Source organism: Nocardia sp. NPDC058480, assembly GCF_042720495.1.
GTDB lineage: Bacteria > Actinomycetota > Actinomycetes > Mycobacteriales > Mycobacteriaceae > Nocardia.
Map to the genome: position 1 here is coordinate 75,929 of NZ_JBHXMN010000009.1, position 20,993 is coordinate 96,921.

Genomic DNA, 20,993 nt, shown 5'->3' on the forward strand with positions numbered 1-20,993 from the left:
ACATTTTCGTTCTCCCACCGCTATACGAGATCAAGAGGTACGGAGGAAATTACGCCCGAAAATGCGAATTGCAGACGGGTTGACTGGCAGTTCACGCAACCTTCCCCGGTCGGCCACAACCGCTCAACTTAGGCTAACCTACCTTTGGCGGAGTTGCCGCGGACAGGTCGAGAGGCGAGAACGATATGACGGTGCAGGTAGCGCCGCCGCCGGGGGCGGAGTCGGGGAACCGGCTGCCCAAGGCGGCAGCGAAAGCGCAGAAGCAGCGGGAAGCGCAGGCGCGCAAAGAGATTCTGGCACCGGTATCGGGCATGCTCACGGTGGCGAGCCTGCTCGTGGCCGTCGCGTCGGTCTGCTCGGTGGTCCCGTTCCTGCTGATCGTGGCGGCCTGCCGTGAACTGCTGAACTCCCCGGTCGACACCGACCGCGTGTGGTGGCTGTTCGGCGCGGCCGTGATCGTGCTCGTGGCGCGGGCACTGCTGCAGGCCGTCGCGCTGACGTGGTCGCACGCGGTCGACGCCGGCTACCAGCTCACCCTGCGCCGACTACTCGCGAGCAAGCTCACCCGGGTACCGCTCGGCTGGTTCGGCGAGCGCAGCTCCGGCGAGGTGAAGAACTACCTGCGCGACGATGTCGAGGCCCTGCACTACCTGGTCGCGCACGCCCGGCTCGAGTTCGTGGGCGCACTGGTGGTGCCGCTGGTGACCCTCGGCTACCTGTTCACCGTCGACTGGCGGCTCACCCTGGTGCTGCTGATTCCGCTGATCGCCTACTTCGTCCTGTTCGGCAAGATCATGGACCGCGACGGCCGCGACCGGCTCGCGGTCTACACCCGCTGGGAGCGCCGCACCGCCGAGGCGACCATCGAGTTCGTCGACGGCATCCAGGTGGTGCGCGCGTTCGGTCAGGCGGGCAAGGCGCACAAGGAATTCCAGGACGCGGTCGACGGCCAGGTTCAGGCGGCGCATCGGATGAAGATGCCGATCATCCGCGTGCAGTCGGCCTCCGACATCGTGGTGATGCCGGTGTTCGTCATGCTGGTGGTGGTCCTCGGCGGGCTGGCCGGCGTCGGCCTCGGCTGGGTGGATCCCCTGGACATGTTGCCGTTCCTGCTGGTGGGGCTGGGTATCGGCAGTTCGCTGCTCGGCCTCGGCTACGGTTCGCAGGCGCTGCGCGCCGGTGGTGCCGCGGCGCTGCGTCTGCACGAACTGATGCAGACACCGGAATTGGAAACCGTCGCGACCGAAGCCACCGCCAAGACCGGGATCGTCCGCTTCGAAGGCGTCGAATTCGCCTACCGCACCGGACATGACGTGCTGCGCGGCATCGACCTCGAGCTGACTCCGGGCACGATCACCGCCCTGGTCGGCCCGAGCGGTTCCGGCAAGTCGACACTGGCGAAACTGCTACCCCGCTTCTACGACGTCGGCACCGGCCGAATCACCATCGATGGCCGCGATATTCGCGAGTTCACCAGCGAAGAGCTGTACCGCACCGTCGGATTCGTCTTCCAGGATGTCCGCCTGATCCGCGGCTCGATCCGCGAGAACCTCCTGCTGGCCAGTCCCGACGCCGATGACGAAGCCATCGAGCGCGCGACCAGGGCCGCCCAGATCCACGATCGGATCCTGGCGCTGCCCCGCGGCTACGACTCCGAGATCGGTGTCGACGCCACCCTGTCCGGCGGTGAGGCACAGCGTCTTTCGATCGCCAGGGCACTGCTGGCCGACACCCCGGTGCTCGTCCTCGACGAGGCCACCGCCTTCGCCGATCCCGAATCCGAAGCCGCGGTCCAGGACGCGCTGGCCGCCCTGGTCGCCGGACGTACGGTGCTGGTGATCGCGCACCGCCTGCACACCATCACCGGGGTGAACCGAATCCTGGTGCTGGACAACGGCGCCATCGTCGAACAGGGCACACACCCCGAGTTGCGCGCCGCGGGCGGGCTGTACCAGCAGCTGTGGGAGATCAACGAAGCCGCGCTCGGCACGCTCGCCCTGGTGGAGGAAACACGATGATTCGCAAGGTTTTCCGCCTCGTCCCCGACGAGTTCGCCCCGCTGATCCCGCGCCTGCTCACGGTGATCGTGCTCCAGGCGTTCTTCCAGGCGATCGCCTACCTGCTGCTGGTCCCCGTGCTGGAGGCGCTGTTCGGTGACAACCTGAGCGGTGCCTGGCTGTGGGCGCTGGGGATGACCGCCGCCGTGGCGGGCGTGGTGGTGTTCGGTTTCGCGCAGGCCGTGATCGGTCTGCGCATCGGTCTCGGCATGCAGCGCGGTCTGCAGACCCGCCTAGGCGATCAGCTGAACGCGTTGCCGCTGGGCTGGTTCGAAGACCGCGACGCGGGCCCGCTCTCGCGCGTGATGGTCGAGCAGGTCCGCGAGATGCAGGGGCTGATCGCCTACCTGCTCACCAAGGTGCTCACCGGCATCATCGTGCCGCTGGTCGTCGCGATCGGCATGCTGTTCATCGACTGGCGAATCGGGGTGGCGATGCTGCTCGCCGCGCCGGTGCTCTACCTGGTCAATAATCTCGCGAACCGCGCCTACACCGGCGCCGACGCCCGCCTGCACACCGCCGCGGCCGAAGCCGATTCGCGGGTGGTCGAATTCGCGCAGGCACAGCCGGTGCTGCGGGCCTTCGGTGCCGTCGGCGCCGGGAACAAGAAGCTGGATTCGGCACTGGTGCAGCAACGTTCGGCCGTGCGGAAGATGATGGTCGCGACAGTGCCCGGCCTGATCGTCTTCGCACTGTTCGTCCAGGCCGTGTTCCTGGTGCTGGCCTACATCGCGGTCGTGCAGGTGACCGACGGTTCGGTCTCGGCCGCCGCGGCGATCGCGCTGATCGCGGTGAGCGCGCGCTTCATCGAACCGGTGAACCAGGCCGCCCAGCTCGGCGCCGCCCTGCGCTCGGCCGCCGCGGCCGCGGATCGCATCACCGACCTGCTGGCCGAATCGCCCCTGCCGAGTCCCACCGAGCCGGTCACGCCCGGTGCCCCCGCGGTGGTCTTCGACGGGGTGAACTTCGGTTACCGCGCCGACGAACCGGTCCTGTCCGACCTGACCTTCACCGTCCCGGCAGGCACCACCACCGCCATCGTCGGACCGAGCGGCTCCGGCAAGACCACCCTGCTCCGCCTCGCCGCCCGCTTCTACGACGTGGACTCCGGCGTGGTGTCGGTCGGCGAACACGATGTGCGTCAGCAGCCTTCGGACACCCTGCTCGACCAGCTCGCCCTGGTTTTCCAGAATGTCTACCTGTTCAACCGCTCGGTCGCCGACAACATCCGCATCGGCAAACCCGACGCGACCGACGAGGACCTGCGGCGCGCGGCCGAGGCCGCCAGGGTCGACGAGATCGTCGAGCGGCTGCCCGACGGTTTCGATACCGCCGTCGGCGAAGGTGGCACCGCGCTGTCCGGCGGTGAGCGTCAACGGGTCTCGATCGCCCGTGCCCTGCTCAAGGACGCCCCGATCGTGCTGCTCGACGAGGCGACCAGCGCGCTGGACCCACACAGCGAAGCTGTCGTGGTGCGTGGCATCCACGAACTCACCAGGGACAAAACGGTTCTCGTCGTCGCGCACCGTCTCTCGACGATCGCCCACGCCGACCAGATCCTGTTCCTGGACAAGGGCCGCATCGCCGAACGCGGTACGCACACCGAGCTTCTCGCCCTGAACGGCCGCTACGCCGCCTTCTGGAACGAACGCGACCGGGCCACGGGCTGGCGCCTGGAACCCGTCCCCGCCTGACGACGAGCGCCTTGGCGGTGTTGCGACACCGCCAAGGCCGCCCGATTCTCGATCAGGGCTCGGCGACCAACCCCTGTTGTGAGTCGGAGACCAGGACCCTGTTGGCGAAGTTCGCCAACTGCGTCCGCATCCTTTCGCGCGGCATGCGCTCTTGTCCGGCCAGTTGCTCGACGAGGTCCGCTCGGGTGGCGGCGAGCAGGGCGTGGGCGGTGAAGTCGCTGTCGGTGAGGCCGGGGATCTGCTCCAGTACGGCTTGGACCAAGCCGTGCCACCGTACGTAATGCTCGGCCTGATACGGGCTGCCGCTCCCGCTTTCCTCCAGGGCGAGCGCGAGGCGCCGGTTGTCGAGTTTGAAGCACAGGACGGCGTCGAGCAGGGCGGGCACGCGCTGGTGTGGTGGGGTGGCGGGCCCCAAGGGTGGTGGTCCGGCTTCGATGGCTTTCCTGATCGGTTCGAGTCGTGCCTCGTACAGCGCGCGGAGCAGCCCGGCGCGGTCGCCGAAGGCTCGGAAGAGCGTGCCCTTGCCGACGCCGGCCGCTGCTGCGATGTCGGCCATGGTGATGTCGTCGGGGCTCTCGCCGCGGGCGAAGAGGGTGTCGGCGGCCGCGAGGACGGCATTCCGGTTACGGGCGGCGTCCTTGCGGATCTTGTGCTCGGGCATGCGGTTCCTCCCTTTACAAAACGGACCCCAGGTCCGTATTGTCAAAAGCGGACCTTGGGTCCGAATTCTATGCGATGGAAGGAGGCCAAATGTCCGCACCGACTTCTCCGGCGGATCTCTACCGCCACAGCTTGAGGCTGCTACTGGACAAGAACATCGCCGGGTGGGTAAGCCTGTGGGCCGAGGGCGGCATCATGGAGTTCCCCTTCGCCGCACCGGGCTGGCCCGAGCGGCTGGAGGGCAAGGAGGCCATCGCGGCCTACATGCGCAACTACCCCGATCACATCGATGTGCACGACTTCCCTGACCTGCGGATCCACCAGACCACCGATCCGGAGACCATCGTGGTCGAGATGCGCGGTATCGGCCGTCTGGTGCAGACCGACGCTCCCTTCGACATGACCTACATCGCCGTCGTCACAGTTCAGGACGGGCGCATCACCTCCTACCGTGACTACTGGAACCCCCTCGCCGTCGAACCCAGCGCCGACTTCACCGGAAGCAGTCGATGACCACCACCGGCACCACTTTGATCATCGGCGCCACCGGCACCACCGGCAGCCGCACCACAGCGCAGCTGACAGCCGCCGGTCATCGTGTCAAAGCGGCCAGCCGTCAAGCCACCGCGGTCGCCGGCGCTGAGCCGGTCCGCTTCGACTGGTACGACCCCGCTACCCACACTGCCGCCCTCGATGGCGTCGACCGCGTCTACCTCATACCGCCCGTGGGCGAGTCCGACCCGGCGGAGGTCATGCTGCCTTTCCTGCAGCGGGCCCGCACCGGCGGCGTGGATCGCGCGGTGCTACTGAGCTCCTCGGCCATACCCGAGGGCGGCCCTGCGGCGGGAACAGTGCACCAGGCCCTGCCCGATCTGTTCGAACAGTGGGCGGTACTGCGGCCCTCGTGGTTCATGCAGAACTTCACCGGCACACACGCGCACGCGCACAGCATCCGTGAAGACGGCATCATCTGGACCGCGACTGACAGCGGCCGGGTCGGCTTCGTCGACGCCGACGACATCGCAGCCGTCGCCGTGCACGCCCTGACAGACCAGCAAGCCCCCAACACCGACTTAGTCCTCACTGGGCCCGAGGCCCTCAGCTATGACGACGTCGCCACGATCATCACCGAGGTCACCGGTCGGCCCGTGGCTCACCGTCATCTGTCCAACAAGCAGCTGCGCGATCGCCTCACGGCGCTGGTGCCGGCGGAGTTCGCCGTGATGCTGGCCGGCATGGACCGTGCCATTGCCGAAGGGGCGGAGGACCGCGTCACCGACGATGTCCAGCGCCTCACCGGTCGGCCCGCGCGGGCCTTCCGAGCCCTCTGCGAAAGGGAAATGCGATGAAGCAGCTGATGGAGACGCTGGTGGCAGTCGATGATCGCCAGGTTCGCCGCCCGCGGCGTCTCCTTCCGTACATCTGATTGCAATTTCATCGGATGCAAGACTCCGATCGGTCCGCACACGGCAGCCCTGGCGATGGAGGTCGTACCGCGCAGCGGCGTATTACTGGTGGTAGGTCGAGAGGAATTCGCCGATCCGGCCGATGATCTGGTCGAGTTCATCGGCGTGCGGCAGGGTGACGATGCGGAAGTGGTCGGGTGCGGGCCAGTTGAAGCCGGTGCCTTGCACAACGTGAATCTTGGTGGCCAGCAAGAGATCCAGCACGAACTTCTCGTCGTTGTCGATCCGATAGGTCGCACGGTCGAGCTTGGGGAAGGCGTACAGCGCGCCCTTGGGCTTCACGCACGACACACCCGGAATCGCATTGAGGGCAGTCCACGCGCGATCGCGCTGTTCGAGTAGTCGCCCGCCGGGCAGGGTGAGTTCGTGGATACTCTGATGCCCGCCGAGCGCCGCCTGAACAGCTTGCTGCGCAGGCACATTCGCGCATAGTCGCAACCCGGACAGCATCGTCAGGCCTTCGAGGTAGCTCTCGGCGTGACGGGTCGGCCCGGAGACGGTGAGCCAGCCGGATCGGAAGCCGGCGAGGCGGTAGGCCTTGGACAAACCGTTGAACGTCAGACACAGCAGGTCGGGTGCCAGCGAGGCGGTGACGGTGTGGGTGACGTCGTCGTAGAGGATCTTGTCGTAGATCTCGTCGGAGCAGACGATCAGATTGTGCTGGCGGGCGAGCTCGAGCATCTGCTCGAGCACCTCGGTCGGATACACCGCACCGGTCGGGTTGTTCGGGTTGATGATCACGATGGCCCGCGTGCGGTCGGTGATCTTGGCCGCGATGTCGGCGATGTCGGGATACCAGTCGGCGCCCTCATCGCACAGGTAGTGCACCGCTTTGCCGCCGTTGAGATGCACCGCGGCGGTCCACAGCGGGAAGTCCGGTGCGGGGACCAGGACTTCGTCGCCGTTCTCGATGAGCGCGGTCATCGCCATCATGATGAGCTCGGAGGCGCCGTTGCCGAGGAAGACGTTCTCGATATCGAGGTCGTCCACCCCGCGGCCCTCGTAGTACTGCACCACCGCGCGCCGGGCGGGCAGCAATCCCTTCGAGGTCGCGTAGCCCGCCGACATCGGCAGGTTGGCGATGATGTCGCGCAGCAGCTCCGACGGTGCGTCGAACCCGAATTGCATCGGGTTACCGGTATTGAGCTTCACCACCCGGTGTCCCTCGACCTCGAGCCGGGCGGCGTGCTCGGCTATCGGGCCGCGGATTTCATAGGAAACGTTCGCGAGCTTGCTCGACTGTTTGAACTGCATGTCGGCTCCCCACCGTGATACGGACGGAGCTCGCCACAGTACTCGCCGGGATCCGGCGCCCCCACCGCGGCAGTTCGGAAGCGGTCCGGGGGCGCTTACTTCCAGTAGGCCTGCGCCTTGATCGAGGTCTTGGGCAGGGCGTGCTGGGTCTTGAGGGTCTTCACGATCGAGCGGGTGGTGTGCCCGTCGCAGGTGACCCATCCATAAGTCCCTGGGACACATGTGATTTCCTGTGCGGCCTCGCGCAGCAGGCGGCCGTCGTCGACGCGCTGGAGCCAGGTGAGGGTGTGGTGGGGCTTGTTGCTGACCGGGATGGTCTGGTCGGACTCGTACTGCCATTCCAGCCAGACTCGCGCGGGGGTGTCGCCGATGGCGTCGAGCAGCGAGTTGATGGCGGGCAGCGAGGCAGTGTCGCCGAAGATCACGTACTCGCTGGGTGCCTGCTCGGGGAGCTGGAAGTCCGAACCGAGCACGGTGGCGTCGAGCGGATCGCCCGGCTTCGCGCGGCGGGCCCAGTCGGCCGCGGGACCGGTGTGCAGGGCGAAGTCGATGCTCATCGTGTCTTCGGCGGGGTTCTGGTCGACCAGGGTGTAGCCGCGGTGGTGCAGCTTGTCGCTGGTCGCGTCGGGAATCCACAGGCGGATCCACTGGGTCGGATGCACCGGGTGGTCGGCGAGCAGGCCGCCCGCGGTGAAGCCGATGCGGATGAACTTGTCGGTGATCTGCTCGTTGGACGTCACCGTCAGCCGGTAGTCGGCGCCGCCCCAGGCCTTGGTTATCAGACCATTCAATCCCTTACCCATGTCGTTAGGTTAGCCTAACGACACTTGTTTGTCCGCTCCGGTGGTTTAATAAGGTAAGCCTATGCAATGTTGGCTGTGCGTGAGAGAGCGGAGAACGAACCGGTGGAAACCCTCCTGGTAGTCGGCGCGGGGCCGAAAGCCCTTGCGGTGGCGACTAAATCGCACGTTCTGCGCTCGCTCGGGATGCCCGCTCCGCGCGTTGTCGTGGTCGAGGCGCATGCCGTGGGCGGCAACTGGCTGCCCACCGGCGGCTGGACCGACGGACAGCACCGTCTCGGCACCAGCCCTGAGAAGGACATCGGCTTCCCGTACCACTCCACCTGGGCGCGCGGCCGCAATCGCGACATCGACCATGCGATGGCCGCTTTCAGCTGGACCACCTTCCTGATCGAACACGGCACCTACGCCGAGTGGATCGACCGCGGCAGGCCGAGTCCGCAGCACCATGTGTGGGCCAAGTACTTGCAGTGGGTGGCGAAGTCCATCGACCTCGAGCTGGTACTCGGGCGGGTGGAGCGAATCAGTCACGGTGATGGCGAGCAGTGGCAGGTCGACGTGGTCGACGCCGACGGCACCCGCAGCGAGCTGACCGCCGACGGCCTGATGATCACCGGCCCCGGCCGCAGCAGCCGCGCCCTTGTCGATCATCCGCGCGTGCTCAGCATCGCCGAATTCTGGGACCGCGCAGGCAAACGCACGCTGCCGGCCGCCTCGCGCGCCGCGGTGATCGGTGGCGGCGAGACCGGTGGCTCGGCGCTGGACGAGCTGGTTCGCCACGAGATGCTCACCATCTCGGTGATCTCCCCGCTGGCCACCCTCTACACCCGCGGCGAGAGCTTCTTCGAGAACTCGCTGTTCAGCGATCCCGTGAAATGGGCGGCGCTGAGCCTTCAGGAACGCCGCGACGTGATCCGGCGCACCGACCGCGGGGTGTTCTCGGTGCGCGTGCAGGAAAGCCTGTTGGGCGACAACCGCGTTCACCACCTGCAGGGCCGGGTAACCAAGATCGCGCCGCAGGGGGAATCGCTGGCTTTGACGCTGAGCAACGAGTTGCGGGCCGATCAGGTGCACAAGTTCGATCTGGTGGTCGATGCCACCGGTGGTCAGCCGCTGTGGTTCCTCGAGATGTTCGATCAGCGGACCGCGGATCTGCTCGAACTCGCCGTCGGCGGAGCGTTGACGCAGTCGCGAATCGAGTCATCGATCGGCTACGACCTGGCCGTCACCGGGCTCGGCGGGAAGCTCTACCTCCCGAACATGGCCGCGATGGCGCAGGGGCCGGGGTTCCCGAATCTCAGTTGCCTCGGCGAACTTTCGGACCGGGTGCTGCAGACGGTGCCCGCTCGGGCACGGGCCGCCGCCATCGCTCGCTGAGCACACACAAAAGAGCCCCTTCCGGTCGAACACTCGATCAGAAGGGGCTCTTTGCTCGCGCTCAGCGCGGCGCGACCATGTCGTCCGGCGTGCGAGGAACGTACTGCAAGGCGATCCGCCGATCGGGGCGGACATCGATCTCACCGATCAGCTGGAACCCGGCCTTGGCCAGACTGCGCCCGATCGCCACGTTGCGGTGGTCGGGATCGCCCAGGACGCGACGGCAATCGGGGTCGGCCGCGAAGACGGCGGTGGTCATGGTGGAGATCCACGCCGACATGATGCCCTTGCCGATCACCGCGGTGTCGGCGGTGGCGATGTGGAAGCCGATATCGCTGGGATCGCTATCGTAGAAACGGCCGACCTCATCCTTGGCGGCGCGATAGAACTCCAGGTAGGCGATATCGCGCACGCCGTGTTCGGGCTCGCCGAGCACGGCGAAATCCAGGCTGAGAATGCAAGGGCGGGAATAGGTTCCGGCCAGCTGGGCGCGGAAGTTCTCGCGACGGCGCTCGGCGTCCCAGTCCTGTTCCCACGACTCGAGCAGGTGCGGGCGGGCCATCCATTCGGCGAGCAGCTCGGGGTCGGTACCGTCGGGATCGGCCAGGCGCAGGCTGAACGGCGCCGCGAAGACGGGCAGCACGGGCGCGGGGGCGGCGGCCACCTCGGCGGGCAGGTCGGTCTGCTCGCGGGGCAGCGCGGTGGGGGTCCCGGCGGGGTTCATCTGCTCGGTGCTCCGTTCAATCGTTACCTTGGTCACCTCGATTGGTAAGGCTAGCCTATACTAATGGCTGGGTGTTATTGTTGCCCGACCGATCGCCCGGTGATAGCCGGGCGGTCCCCGATCCGGGTCGGATTCGGGTGCAACAGGATTCGCCCCGGTCCCGGACGACTGCGCCGGGCGGGCCCGTGCGTGAGTGCGGCGTTTGGATAGTGCGAAACGGCCGCGCAGCTTTGCGTGGCCGGTGAGGGAGAGCGACATGGCAAGAGAACTCGGCTGGATCAGGCAATTTCAGGCCCCCAGGACCGATTCCCTACCGCCGCTGATCGTCTTCCCGCACGCGGGGGCGGGCGCCTCGGCCTATCGGGTGTTCGCCAAGCGTATGGCCGCCGACTTCGACACCGTGATCGTGCAATACCCCGGCCGTCAGGACCGTGTGCGGGAAGCCGCCGCGCAGACCCTGCCTGAGCTGGCCGCGGGTGCCTTCGATGCCTTCCGTGACTCGGTCCACAACACCGGCGCGCCGCTGACCGTCTTCGGCCACAGCATGGGCTCCATTGTCGCGTTCGAGTTCGTCCGGTTGGCCGAGGCCGCGGGGTTGTCCGTGCGTTTGCTGGTGGTCTCCGCGGCCGCCGCACCGCACCGAATCGCCGAGCTCCCCGGCCATCCCACCGAGGATGACGAATTGCTCGACCACATGGCCGCGCTCAACGGCACCGGCGCCGACGTGATGGCCAGCCGCGAAGTGATCCGGATGGCGCTGCCGGTGCTGAAGGCCGACTACCGCGCCTTCGACGCCTACGCGTGCGGCCCCGAAGTGGCTGTCGCGACGCCCGTGCTGGTCCTCGGCGGCGACGACGACCCGTTCGTCGGCCCACGCGATCTCTACGGCTGGGAACAGAGCACCACCGCCGAGATCGAGGTCAACCTGTTCGCGGGCGGCCACTTCTACCTCGACGAGAACATCGACGGCATCGCCGAGGCGCTCGTCGGCCAGGCGCTCGCGCGATGAACTCTGATCCCATCGTGATCGTCGGGATGGGTGTCGAAGCCCCCGGCGGCATCGACAACCTGCCCGATTTCTGGTCGGCCCTCGCGTCCGGACGCGAACTGATCGGCCCCTTCCCACGCGACCGTGACTGGCCGCTCGACGAGCTGTTCGCCCTCGGCAGGCTCGAGGGCTGGGCGCCGGTCCGCGACGCGGGCGGGTTCCTCGACGGCGCGACCGAGTTCGACGCGCAGTTCTTCGGCATCACCCCGCGCGAAGCGGTGGCGATGGATCCGCAGCAGCGGGTGGCCATGCGGGTGGCCTGGCGCGCACTCGAGCACGCGGGCATCAATCCCGGTGCGCTGGACGGTGATTCGGCCGGTGTATGGATGGGTGTCTCGACGGTCGAGTACGGGCCGCGGGTGGGGTCGGTGAACGAGTACAGCGGCTATCGCGCGACCGGCACCGCGCTCGGTGCGGTGGCCGGGCGGATCTCGCACGGGCTCGGCCTGGTCGGTCCGTCGATCAGCGTGGATACCGCGTGCGCGTCGTCGCTGACCGCCGTGCATCAGGCGGCCTCAGCCATCCGCGCGGGCGAGTGCGACTGGGCGCTCGCGGGCGGGGTGTGCGTGATGGGTTCGCCCGGCGCGTTCTACGAGTTCTCCAAGAACAACGCCCTCGCCACCGACGGCCACTGCCGTTCCTACGCTGCCGACCCGACCGGCACCCTGTGGGCCGAAGGCGCGGGAGTCATCGTGCTGGAACGGGAATCGCGGGCAAAGGCACTCGGCCACCGGATCTACGGGCAGCTGCTCGGTTCGCGCGTCAACCACAATGGCGCGGGTGCCCCGATCGCGGTGCCCAGCGCGAGCGCTCAGCAGCGGCTGATCACCGACACTGTCGCCGCGGCCGGGATCAGCGCCGACGACATCGGCCTGATCGAAGGTCACGGCACCGGCACCGCTGTCGGTGATCCACTCGAATTGACCGCGCTCGCAGCGACTTACGGCAATCCTGACCGCACCGACGGCCCGCTGCTCGGCTCGGTGAAGTCCAACACCGGCCACGCCCAAGCGGCTTCGGGGATGCTCGGGCTGATCAAGGTGCTGCTGTGCGGTGCGCACGGCGCCATCGCACCGAGCCTGTGGGCCGACGCGCCGACCACCGATATCGACTGGGACGCAACCAGTTTGCGCCTGGCGGCCGAACTCACCGACTGGGCGCCACGCGCGGACGGCCTGCGCTACGCCGCGGTGTCCTCGTTCGGTGTCGCGGGAACCAACGCGCACGCCATCGTCGGCCTGCCGGTGCTGGAGGAAACCAACCATGGCTGAGTACCGCTTGCCGGACGGCAGCGTTCCCGTGCTGCTGTCCTCCGACAGTGTCGATGGACTGCGCGCCGAGGCGGCCGCGCTGCGCGATTACGTTGCCGCGCACCCCGAGGTCACCGCGGAACGGTTGTCGGACATGCTGTTCCGCACCCGCGTGCCCCGGCGTCGCCGGGCGCTGATTCTGGCCTCATCAACCCGTGCCACCGGGGACAGGCCCGCTGTGGAGGCGGCCGAAGGTTCCCCTGCACGGGCAACCGATGACCTGCTTTCCGCGCTCGACGCGATCGCGACCGGCTCCGAGCACGCACTCGTCGTGCACGGCGACGTGCCGGCGAGCGCGCGTCGGATCGGATTCGTGTTCCCCGGTCAGGGCAGTCAGCGGCCCGGTATGGGCGCGGCGTTCTACGAGCTGTCGGCCGCCTACCGCGCCGTCGTCGACGAGTGCGCCGCCATCCATGCCGAACGCTTCGGGCATTCCCAGCCGCTGCACTATCTGCTCGGCGACGAAGGGCAGTACGAGGACACGGTGTGGGAAGTACAGCCCGCGTTGATGTTCCACATGACGGGCCTGGCCGCGCTGTGGCGAGCGGCGGGTGTCGACCCGCACGCGACCATCGGCCACAGCCAGGGCGAGCTCGCCGCGGGCGCGGTCTCCGGTGTGATGACGCTGCGTGATTCGGTGCTCGCGGTGACCCATCGTGCCCTGCTCGCGGACCGGCTGTCCCCGCGCGGCTATTCGATGGCGGTCTTCGGGATGGACCGCGAGAGTGTGGAAGCGCTGATGGCGCGGCACTCGGGCTGGGCCGAACTCGCGGTCGTCAACTCGCCGCACATCATCGCCATCTCCGGTGAACGCGGCTGCGTCGTCGATCTGGTGGCCGCCGCCACCGCGCGCGGCCAGTTCGCCAGGGAGATCCGGGTCGCCTTCCCGGCACACACCTCCATCGTCGCCGAGGTGCGGGCTGATTTCGAAGGCTTCCTCGGCGACGAGATGAGCACGCCGAACTTCACCGCGTCCGAGATCGCCTGCTACGGCGCGACTCTCGGCGAGCAGATCACGCCCGACCTCGAGCAGGAGCAGTACTGGTTCTGGAACCTGCGCAACCGCGTGCGGTTCGACCGGGCCGTGGTCAGCGCCGGCAGTGACGGCGTCGACTTGCTGATCGAGGTCGCCGAGCATCCCGTGCTGCAACTGGCCATCCAGGAAAACCTGGGCCTGGTCCCGAACCGCCCCGGCCTGCCCGCGCGCGATTTCCGTGTCCTCGGCACCTCGCTGCGCACCGCGGACGGGCTGTCCGAGTTCACCCGCAATCTCGCCCAGGTCGCCGTCCTCGACATCGGCTACCGCTGGGACGCGCTGCGGGTCGACAACACCGTCAGCCTCCCGCTGCGCGACTTCCCGCACACCGTCACCAACGCCAAGCGCCTCTGGGCCCCCCTCGGCGCCAACGAAACCCCCGCCGAACTCGCCGTCACCACCCCGAAACCCCAACGGCTGGTGGAACAGTGGACGCCGCTGCAACGCCGGTCCTTGACCGCGCCGCGCAGCCTGCTCATCGTCGACCACACCGGCGAATGTGCCGAGCTGGCCGCCGCCCTTGTCGCCGCCGCTGATCGGCACGGTGCCGATGCGCGCGTCGTCGGCCGACCGGAACTCACCGGTGACCCGAGTGTCGCGGTGGCCTTCGGCTCGGCTGACCAGGGCTCGAGCGCGAGCTTCGATTCCGTGGTCGTGTTGCTTCCTCCGGGCCGCGATGACGACAGTGCCGGCGCGATCGATGCGCTGGCCGAGTTCTATGCCGAACGTCGCTGGGCTCCGGCGTTGTCCGCGCTCCGTCCCGGTGGCGAGTGCTGGCTGCTCACTGTCGGCGGCGAGACCGTGCACGACGGCGACCCGATTCCCGGGCTGTTCCAGTCGGGCGTCAGCGCCGGATTCCGCAGTGTCGGTATCGAACACCCGGGAATCCTCTTCCGGCACCTCGATCTCGCCGCGCAGGAATCCGCTCCCGCCCAGGCCGCCAAGATCGTCGGTGCGGTGCACTCCAGCGGCGAGGCCGAGCTGGCCCTGCGGGCAGGCAAACTGTTCGTCAAGCGCCTGGTCGTCGATACGACCAGTGAAACCGGTTCGCTGGGAACAGATCTCGATCATGTCGTGATCGTCGGTGGTACCGGTCAGCTGGGTCTGCGCTTCGCCGATCATCTGGCACGCACGGGTGCGGGCCGGGTCACGTTGCTGAGTCGCAGCGGCGAAACCGATGCGCTGGCACCGGAACTGGTTCGGCTGCGCGGTATCGGCGCGACCGAGATCGTGGTGCGGTCCTGCGATGTGAGCGATGCCGCCGCCGCGGGGGCTTTTGGTACCGAGATCGCCGATCGCCCCGTGGACCTGGTGCTTCACGCTGCGGTCAACTACGTGGACGCCGAACTCGCGCAGATCACCGACGATGCCGTGCGCACCGCCGCCGCCGCGAAGCTGCGCGGCCTGGACAACCTGATCGACGCGATCCCGTTGACCGTGGACGGCCGGGTCCTGCTGTGCTCGTCGATGGCGGCGACGCTGGGCGGACGCGGGCAGGTCCTGTACGCGGTGACCAACCGGATGCTCGATGTAGCGGCCCGTCGGCTCCGCGCCCGTGGCATCGCCGCCGCGAGCCTGCAGTGGGGTCTGTGGAGCGTCGCCGGTCCGCTCGACGATGCTGGGTTCGCCCGGGTCGAGGAAGCGGGCGTGTACCCGATGGTGCCCGCCGACGCGATCGAGGCCGGACTCGCCGTACCGGTGCGTGACGGCATGATCATCGCCGCCGACTGGGACTTCCTGCGCGAGGTACTCGGGGCGTTCGGTCAGGCCAGCGTGCTCACCGGCCTCGAATCCGCCGCGCCCGCACGAAACTCGAGTACGGCGGCCACCGTCGCGTTCGAATCGGCAGACCCGGGCACACAGTCGGACGCCGACCTGCCCGGCACACGATCGAGCGCGCCGGTGTCCACCGGTGCCGCGCACGGCGGCATCGCACTCGACCTGCGCATGCGCACCGAGCTGCTCAAGGTGATCGGCGGCGACAGCGCCGAATCCATCGACGCCACCATGCCATTGGTCGCGCTCGGTCTCGATTCCTTGCAGGCCTTGGACTTCCGCAAGCGCGTGAAAGCGGAGCTGGATCGCGATCTGCCGGTCGCGGCGATTCTCGGCGGCGCATCGCTCGACGATGTCGTGCTGCTTATGGCACGCAACACCAACCAGGGCTGAGGGGCCGAAGAACATGTCTGACACCGAAGCCACCCTGTCCGTCGCGGAACGCCGCAAACTGCTGCTCCAGCAGAAGCTGCGCGAACGCGGCATGTCGGTGGTGCACGCCGAACCCGTCGCGGTACCGCGGATCCCGGCGGGGGAGCGGCGCGCACTCACCCCCGGCCAGCGCCGCATGTGGTTCCTGCAGACCCGCGACGCCGACGACACCGCCCTCAATATCTGCGTCGCCTACCGCCTCACCGGCCCGCTCGACGCCGACCGCCTGCACGCCGCGTTCGACACGGTGGTGGCTCGGCACGACATCCTGCGCACCACCTACGGCGCGGACGCCGACGGCACACCGTTCCAGGTGTTCGCCGCCGACGCACGGGTCGAATGGTCCACCCACGACGTCACCGAGCTCGCGGAGTCGGGTCGCGACCTGCGGGTGGAGGTGCTGGCCCAGCGTGAGTTCAGCCGCCCCTTCGCGCTCGGCACCGAACTCCCGCTGCGCGCGACGCTGATCCGCACCGGGACCGATGAGCACATCGTGCTCCTGGCCATCCACCACATCGCCTGGGACGACGACTCCTGGGCGGTGTTCTTCGCCGAGCTCAACACCGCCTACCGGCTGGGCACACCCGCCGCTGGACCGAACGTCTTCGTGGCGGACGGCCACGCGGTCACGGCATCCGATGCGGGGCCGCAGTCCTCCGATGCGACGAAGGCCGCCGATGGTGTGAGCGTTGTCGATTCGACCTCGATCGCGGCACCATCCCCTGACGAGACGAACGCCGCCGCCGGCACTTCCGGATTCCAGCCCGAAACGGTTCAGTTCGCCGCGATCGCCCCCACCGCCGAGCCCGCCGAAGCCGACGTCGCCTACTGGCGCGATGCACTGCGCCCGCTGCCCGAACCCCTCGAACTGCCCGGCTCCGCCGCGGCCACCCCCGGCCGCAACGCCCAGCGCCGCACCCACCGTCTCCCGGCCGAGCTCGTCACCCGCACCGAACAGTTCGCGCGTGAGCAGGCCGCGACCCCGTTCATGGTGCTGCTCGCCGGGTTCGACGCCCTGATCCACCGCTACACCGCCGCCGACGACTTCCTCGTCTCCATCCCGGTGACCGACCGCCCCGCGGGCACCGAACAGCTCATCGGCTATTTCGGCAACACCCTGCTGCTGCGCGCGACCATGGGCGCCCAGGCCGATTTCGCCCAGCTCGTCGGCTCGGTGCGCGATACCTGCACCGGCGCCTTCGCCCACCGCGGTGTCGGCATCGATCGTGTTGTCCGCGAAGCGAACCCGGATCGGGTGGCCGGTCGCGACGGCTTGGATCAGCTGGTGCGCCTCGGTTTCTCGGTGCGCAAGAGCGCCGACGGTTTCGCCATCGACGGCGTCACCTCCACTCAGCTCGAACTCGGTGCGGCGAGCGCCCAGGTGCCGTTGGCACTGGCCATCGTGCTCGAGGCCGACGGCACGGCGGTGGTGGAAGCCGAGTATCAGACCGATGTGCTCTCCGAAGCCCTCATCGACGGGCTGCTCGCGCACTTCGGTCAGCTCCTCGACAGCGCGTTGCGCGAGCCGCGGCGCAGGCTCGCCAACCTCGACATGCTCGGTGCGGCCGACCGCGCGGCGCTGCTCGACCGCTCGCACGGCGTTCTCGTCGATGAACCGGCGAATACCCTTGTCACCCTGCTGGAATCGGCCGCAGCCGCCACTCCCGACGCGCTCGCGCTGCTCTCCGATGACATCGAGCTGACCTACGCCGCGCTGCACGCCCGCGCGAATCGCCTGGCGCACTGGCTGATCGGGCAGGGCATCGGCACCGAGGATCTCATCGGCCTCCGCTTGGGCACCTCGGTGGAATTCATCGTCGCCGTGCTCGCGGTGTTGAAGGCCGGTGGGGCCTACCTGCCGATCGATCCGGCCTACCCGGACGATCGGATCGAGTACCTGGTCGAGGACGCGAACCCTCGATTGTTGCTCGGTGCGGTCGAATTGGCCGCCGCGGAGGAGATGGCGGCGCAGCTCCCGGCGACCGCGCCCACCGATGCCGAGCGGCTGCGTCCGCTGCTGCCCGCGAACCTCGCCTACGTCATCTACACTTCCGGCTCCACCGGCAAGCCCAAGGGTGTTCCGGTGCCGCACAACGCGATCGCCGAACACATCGTCTGCTTCACCGCCGACTGGAACATGACCGCCGCCGACCGCCTGATGCAGTCGTCGTCGGTGAGCTTCGACGCCTCGCTGGTCGACATCGCGATCACCCTCACTGTCGGCGCGCAGCTGATCGTGCCCAAGCCCAACGCTTTCCGCGATATCCGCTATGTCGCCGACCTGATCAGCCGCCGTCAGGTGACCGTGCTGCACATGGTGCCGTCGATGCTGAGCACGTTCCTGCTGCTGCCCGAGATCAGTGAATGGCAGTCGCTGCGCCAGATTCCCGTCGGCGGCGAGGCGCTGCCCGGTGAGGTCGCCGACCGGTTCTTCAACACGCTCGAGGCCGAACTCCGCAATCACTACGGACCCACCGAGGCGGTGGTCTGCTCGACCCATATGCCGGTCGCGGGTCCACAGGGCACCGGTGTGGTGCCGATCGGCATCCCCAACCGCAACGTCTACACCTACGTCCTCGACGAGGCACTGCAGCTGGTGCCCGACGGTGTCGTCGGTGAGCTCTACCTCGGTGGCGATCAGCTCGCTCGCGGCTATCTCGACCGTCCGGCCCTGAGCGCGCAGCGTTTCGTCGCCGACCCGTTCGCGGCGGCCGAGGGTGGCCCCGCGGCGGGCGCGCGCATGTACCGCTCCGGTGACCTGGTGCGCCGCAACAGCTTCGGTGAACTGGAGTTCGTCGGTCGCGCCGACGAGCAGGTGAAGGTGCGTGGTTTCCGCATCGAACTCGGCGAGGTCGAGGCCGCGATCGCCGCGCACCCCGACGTGGCGCACTGCGTCGTAGTCGTAACCGAGGATCCGGCCATCGGCGCGATGCTGGCCGCCTATGTCGTGCCCGTGGGCGATGCCGTCGACCTCGAGCAGGTGCACGCCTTCGCGGCGAACGCGCTGCCGGAATACATGGTGCCCAGCGGTTTCGCGGTGATCGGCGAGATCCCGCTCACCCTCAATGGCAAGCTCGACAAGCGCGCGCTGCCCGCCGCCACCTCCGCCGCCGTGCGCACCCACCGCGCTCCGGCCACCGCCACCGAACGCAAGGTCTGCGCCCTGTTCGGCGCCCTGTTCGACCTCGATGACGTCGGCGCCGAAGACTCCTTCTTCGAACTCGGCGGCCATTCGCTGCTCGCGGCCCGCCTGGTCGCCCAGGTCCGCGCGGAGTTCGGCATCGAGCTCGACGTGCGCGTGGTCTTCGACAGCCCGACCCCCGCCGCGCTGGCCGCCAACCTGGTCGCCCGCTTCCTGGCCGAATTCGACATCGACCTCGACGCCGTCGACAGCGATGTCGATGACGCGCCCGCCGCGAGCGAGAGCGCACCCGCGAACACGGATACTTCGGCCGCGGCTGCCTCGGACGGCTCGCTCGCTGGTTCGGCATCGGAGATCGGCTCGACCGGTTCCGCTGCGGATCGCGGCGTCGCCACCGCTACCTCCGCTGCATCACACGTAGCGGCAGCCGCCGGACCGGGGCGGTCCAATCGTCCCGCGATCGGCGGGCGCCCACGTGGCGAGCGCATTCCGCTGTCGTACTCGCAGCTGGCGATGTGGTTCCAGTACCGGATGGAGGGCGCGGGCTCGGTCGGCAACCTGCCGCTGGCCCTGCGCTTCGATGGCGCACTCGACATCGTGGCCCTGCGCGCCGCCCTCGATGACGTGGTGGCCCGGCACGAGTCGCTGCGCACTACGTTCCCCGAACACGACGGCGTGCCCTACCAGGTGGTGCACCCCGCCGCTCCGGTCCCGCTGCCGGTGCGCGAGATCGCCGCCGACCAGCTCACCGAGGCACTCGCCGAGATCGCCGGCTACCACTTCACCCTCGACGGTGAGTCGCTGATCCGCGCCGAACTGCTCGTGCTCGACGCGGGCACCCACGTGCTCTCGCTGCTGGTGCACCACATCGTCGCCGACCACGCGTCCTTCGGTGTGCTGCTCGACGACCTCACCGCCGCCTACCGTGCGCGCAGCGAGCTGGGCGGTGCGCCGAGCTGGGCGCCGCTGCCGGTCCAGTTCGCCGACTACGCGCTGTGGCAGCGTGAACTGTTCGACCAGGCCGCGCCGAGCGCGTTCGCTACGGGCCAGATCGACTACTGGCGTGCCGCGCTCGCGGATGTCCCCGAGGAGATCGCGGTCGCCCACGATCGGCAGCGTCCGCCGGTGCTCGGCAAGCGCGGTGAAGTGGTGAGTTTCTCGGTGCCCGCCGCCGTACGCTCGGGGCTCGAATCGCTCGCGATCCGAAGTGGCGCCACTGAATTCATGGTGTGCCAGGCCGCGGTCGCCACGCTGCTGCACGCCCTCGGTGGTGGTACCGACATCACCCTCGGCACTCCCGTCGCGGCGCGCACCGATCCGGCGACGACCACCCTGATCGGTTTGTTCGCCAACATGGTCGTGCTACGTAACGACCTGTCGAACGCACCGACCCTGCGCGACACCGTGATTCGGGCCCGCAATGTGGTGCTCGACGCCAACGCCAACCAGGAGCTCCCGATCGAGCGCCTGGTCGAAGCGCTCAACCCGCGTCGCTCGCGCTCCCGGAACCCGTTGTTCCAGAGCATGATCCACTTCCGTGGCGCCGACTGGGCACCCACCACGCTCCCGTTCGCGACCTCGGGGGAGAGCACCGTCACCGTGCTGCCCGCCGAGTTCGACGTCTCCTTCTTAGATCTGAACCTGAGCTTGAATGTGACCGCCGACGGCGGCATGGACGTCCGCGTCGTCGTCAACGCCGATCTGTACGACCCGGCCACGGCCGCGCTGATCGCCGACGCGCTCGCCGCCACGCTGCGCGCCTTCGCCGAAACGCCTGACCTGCCGGTCGCCGACCTGCGCGTGCTACCCGCCGCAGATCTCGACCGCCTGCTGGCCGCGCCGACCCCGGTGGCCGCGAGCGCCGTCGCCACCGGTGCGGCGACCGACTCCGACACCGAGCGCGCCCTGATCGCGCTGATCGAGGAGCTGCTCGAGACCGAGGACGTCACCGGCGAGGACAACTTCTTCGCCATCGGCGGCGACAGCGTCATCTCCATCCAGTGGTCGGCCCGCGCCGCCGATCTGGGATTGGCACTGACCCCGCAGTTGGTGTTCGAGTGCGCCTCGATCACCGAACTGGCAGCCGCTGTCGACGCGGCCGCCGGTGCGGCAAAAGCGGAAGAGCCCGCACAGGTTTCGCACGCGCCGATGAGCGCGTCCGGCCTGGAGGCCGACGCCTTGTCCGCACTGTCAGCCGCCTGGTCTGCCCAAGGATGA

The 20,993-nt window shown here is 68.4% G+C and carries 13 protein-coding genes; 9 read left to right on the forward strand and 4 right to left on the reverse strand.

Annotation, left to right across the window (positions count from 1 at the left end; translation table 11 throughout):
* The first annotated feature begins 185 nt into the window (after positions 1-185).
* A complete protein-coding gene (locus ACFWO8_RS21420) occupies positions 186-2,018 on the forward strand; it encodes an ABC transporter ATP-binding protein (protein ID WP_378953665.1) in 1,833 nt (610 codons plus the stop codon).
* Positions 2,015-3,751, forward strand: a complete 1,737-nt coding sequence (locus ACFWO8_RS21425; RefSeq protein WP_378953668.1) for an ABC transporter ATP-binding protein — start codon at positions 2,015-2,017, stop codon at positions 3,749-3,751. Before ACFWO8_RS21420 ends, ACFWO8_RS21425 begins: the two co-directional genes overlap by 4 nt.
* Positions 3,752-3,803: 52 nt before the next feature.
* Here ACFWO8_RS21425 and ACFWO8_RS21430 read toward each other — a convergent pair whose 3' ends face one another.
* A complete protein-coding gene (locus ACFWO8_RS21430) occupies positions 3,804-4,412 on the reverse strand; it encodes a TetR/AcrR family transcriptional regulator (RefSeq protein ID WP_378953673.1) in 609 nt (202 codons plus the stop codon).
* Positions 4,413-4,501: 89 nt separating this feature from the next.
* Here ACFWO8_RS21430 and ACFWO8_RS21435 point away from each other — a divergent pair, with 89 nt between their 5' ends.
* Positions 4,502-4,924 carry a nuclear transport factor 2 family protein gene (locus ACFWO8_RS21435; RefSeq protein ID WP_378953676.1) on the forward strand — a complete coding sequence of 141 codons (423 nt, stop codon included), beginning with the start codon at positions 4,502-4,504 and terminating at the stop codon, positions 4,922-4,924.
* A complete protein-coding gene (locus tag ACFWO8_RS21440) occupies positions 4,921-5,760 on the forward strand; it encodes an NmrA family NAD(P)-binding protein (protein WP_378953680.1) in 840 nt (279 codons plus the stop codon). Before ACFWO8_RS21435 ends, ACFWO8_RS21440 begins: the two co-directional genes overlap by 4 nt.
* A 159-nt stretch (positions 5,761-5,919) precedes the next feature.
* Here the strand turns inward: ACFWO8_RS21440 and ACFWO8_RS21445 are convergent, their stop codons facing one another.
* The gene (locus ACFWO8_RS21445) at positions 5,920-7,131 is read right to left on the reverse strand and encodes a pyridoxal phosphate-dependent aminotransferase (protein WP_378953683.1); all 1,212 of its coding nucleotides are present in this window, start codon (positions 7,129-7,131) and stop codon (positions 5,920-5,922) included.
* Between the two features lie 95 nt (positions 7,132-7,226).
* Positions 7,227-7,934 (reverse strand): siderophore-interacting protein, encoded by a 708-nt coding sequence (locus tag ACFWO8_RS21450; protein WP_378953685.1) that lies wholly within the window; start codon positions 7,932-7,934, stop codon positions 7,227-7,229.
* Between the two features lie 102 nt (positions 7,935-8,036).
* On the opposite strand from ACFWO8_RS21450, the gene ACFWO8_RS21455 reads away from it, so the two are divergent.
* Positions 8,037-9,308, forward strand: a complete 1,272-nt coding sequence (locus ACFWO8_RS21455; RefSeq protein ID WP_378954247.1) for a SidA/IucD/PvdA family monooxygenase — start codon at positions 8,037-8,039, stop codon at positions 9,306-9,308.
* A gap of 61 nt (positions 9,309-9,369) precedes the next feature.
* On the opposite strand, the gene ACFWO8_RS21460 is transcribed toward ACFWO8_RS21455, so the two are convergent.
* Positions 9,370-10,032 carry a GNAT family N-acetyltransferase gene (locus tag ACFWO8_RS21460; RefSeq protein ID WP_378953688.1) on the reverse strand — a complete coding sequence of 221 codons (663 nt, stop codon included), beginning with the start codon at positions 10,030-10,032 and terminating at the stop codon, positions 9,370-9,372.
* Positions 10,033-10,288: 256 nt separating this feature from the next.
* On the opposite strand from ACFWO8_RS21460, the gene ACFWO8_RS21465 reads away from it, so the two are divergent.
* Genes ACFWO8_RS21465 through ACFWO8_RS21480 form a run of 4 tightly spaced genes read left to right on the forward strand, consistent with a single transcriptional unit; the run spans position 10,289 to position 20,993 of the window.
* Positions 10,289-11,041, forward strand: coding sequence for a thioesterase II family protein (locus ACFWO8_RS21465; protein WP_378953690.1), 753 nt, complete (start codon positions 10,289-10,291; stop codon positions 11,039-11,041).
* Positions 11,038-12,351, forward strand: coding sequence for a polyketide synthase (locus ACFWO8_RS21470; RefSeq protein ID WP_378953692.1), 1,314 nt, complete (start codon positions 11,038-11,040; stop codon positions 12,349-12,351). The genes ACFWO8_RS21465 and ACFWO8_RS21470 overlap by 4 nt, the downstream gene beginning before the upstream one ends.
* Complete coding sequence (nbtC, locus tag ACFWO8_RS21475) at positions 12,344-15,595, forward strand: nocobactin polyketide synthase NbtC (RefSeq protein WP_378953695.1); 3,252 nt, start codon at positions 12,344-12,346, stop codon at positions 15,593-15,595. Before ACFWO8_RS21470 ends, nbtC begins: the two co-directional genes overlap by 8 nt.
* Before the next feature lie 13 nt (positions 15,596-15,608).
* Positions 15,609-20,993 (forward strand): amino acid adenylation domain-containing protein, encoded by a 5,385-nt coding sequence (locus ACFWO8_RS21480; RefSeq protein WP_378953698.1) that lies wholly within the window; start codon positions 15,609-15,611, stop codon positions 20,991-20,993.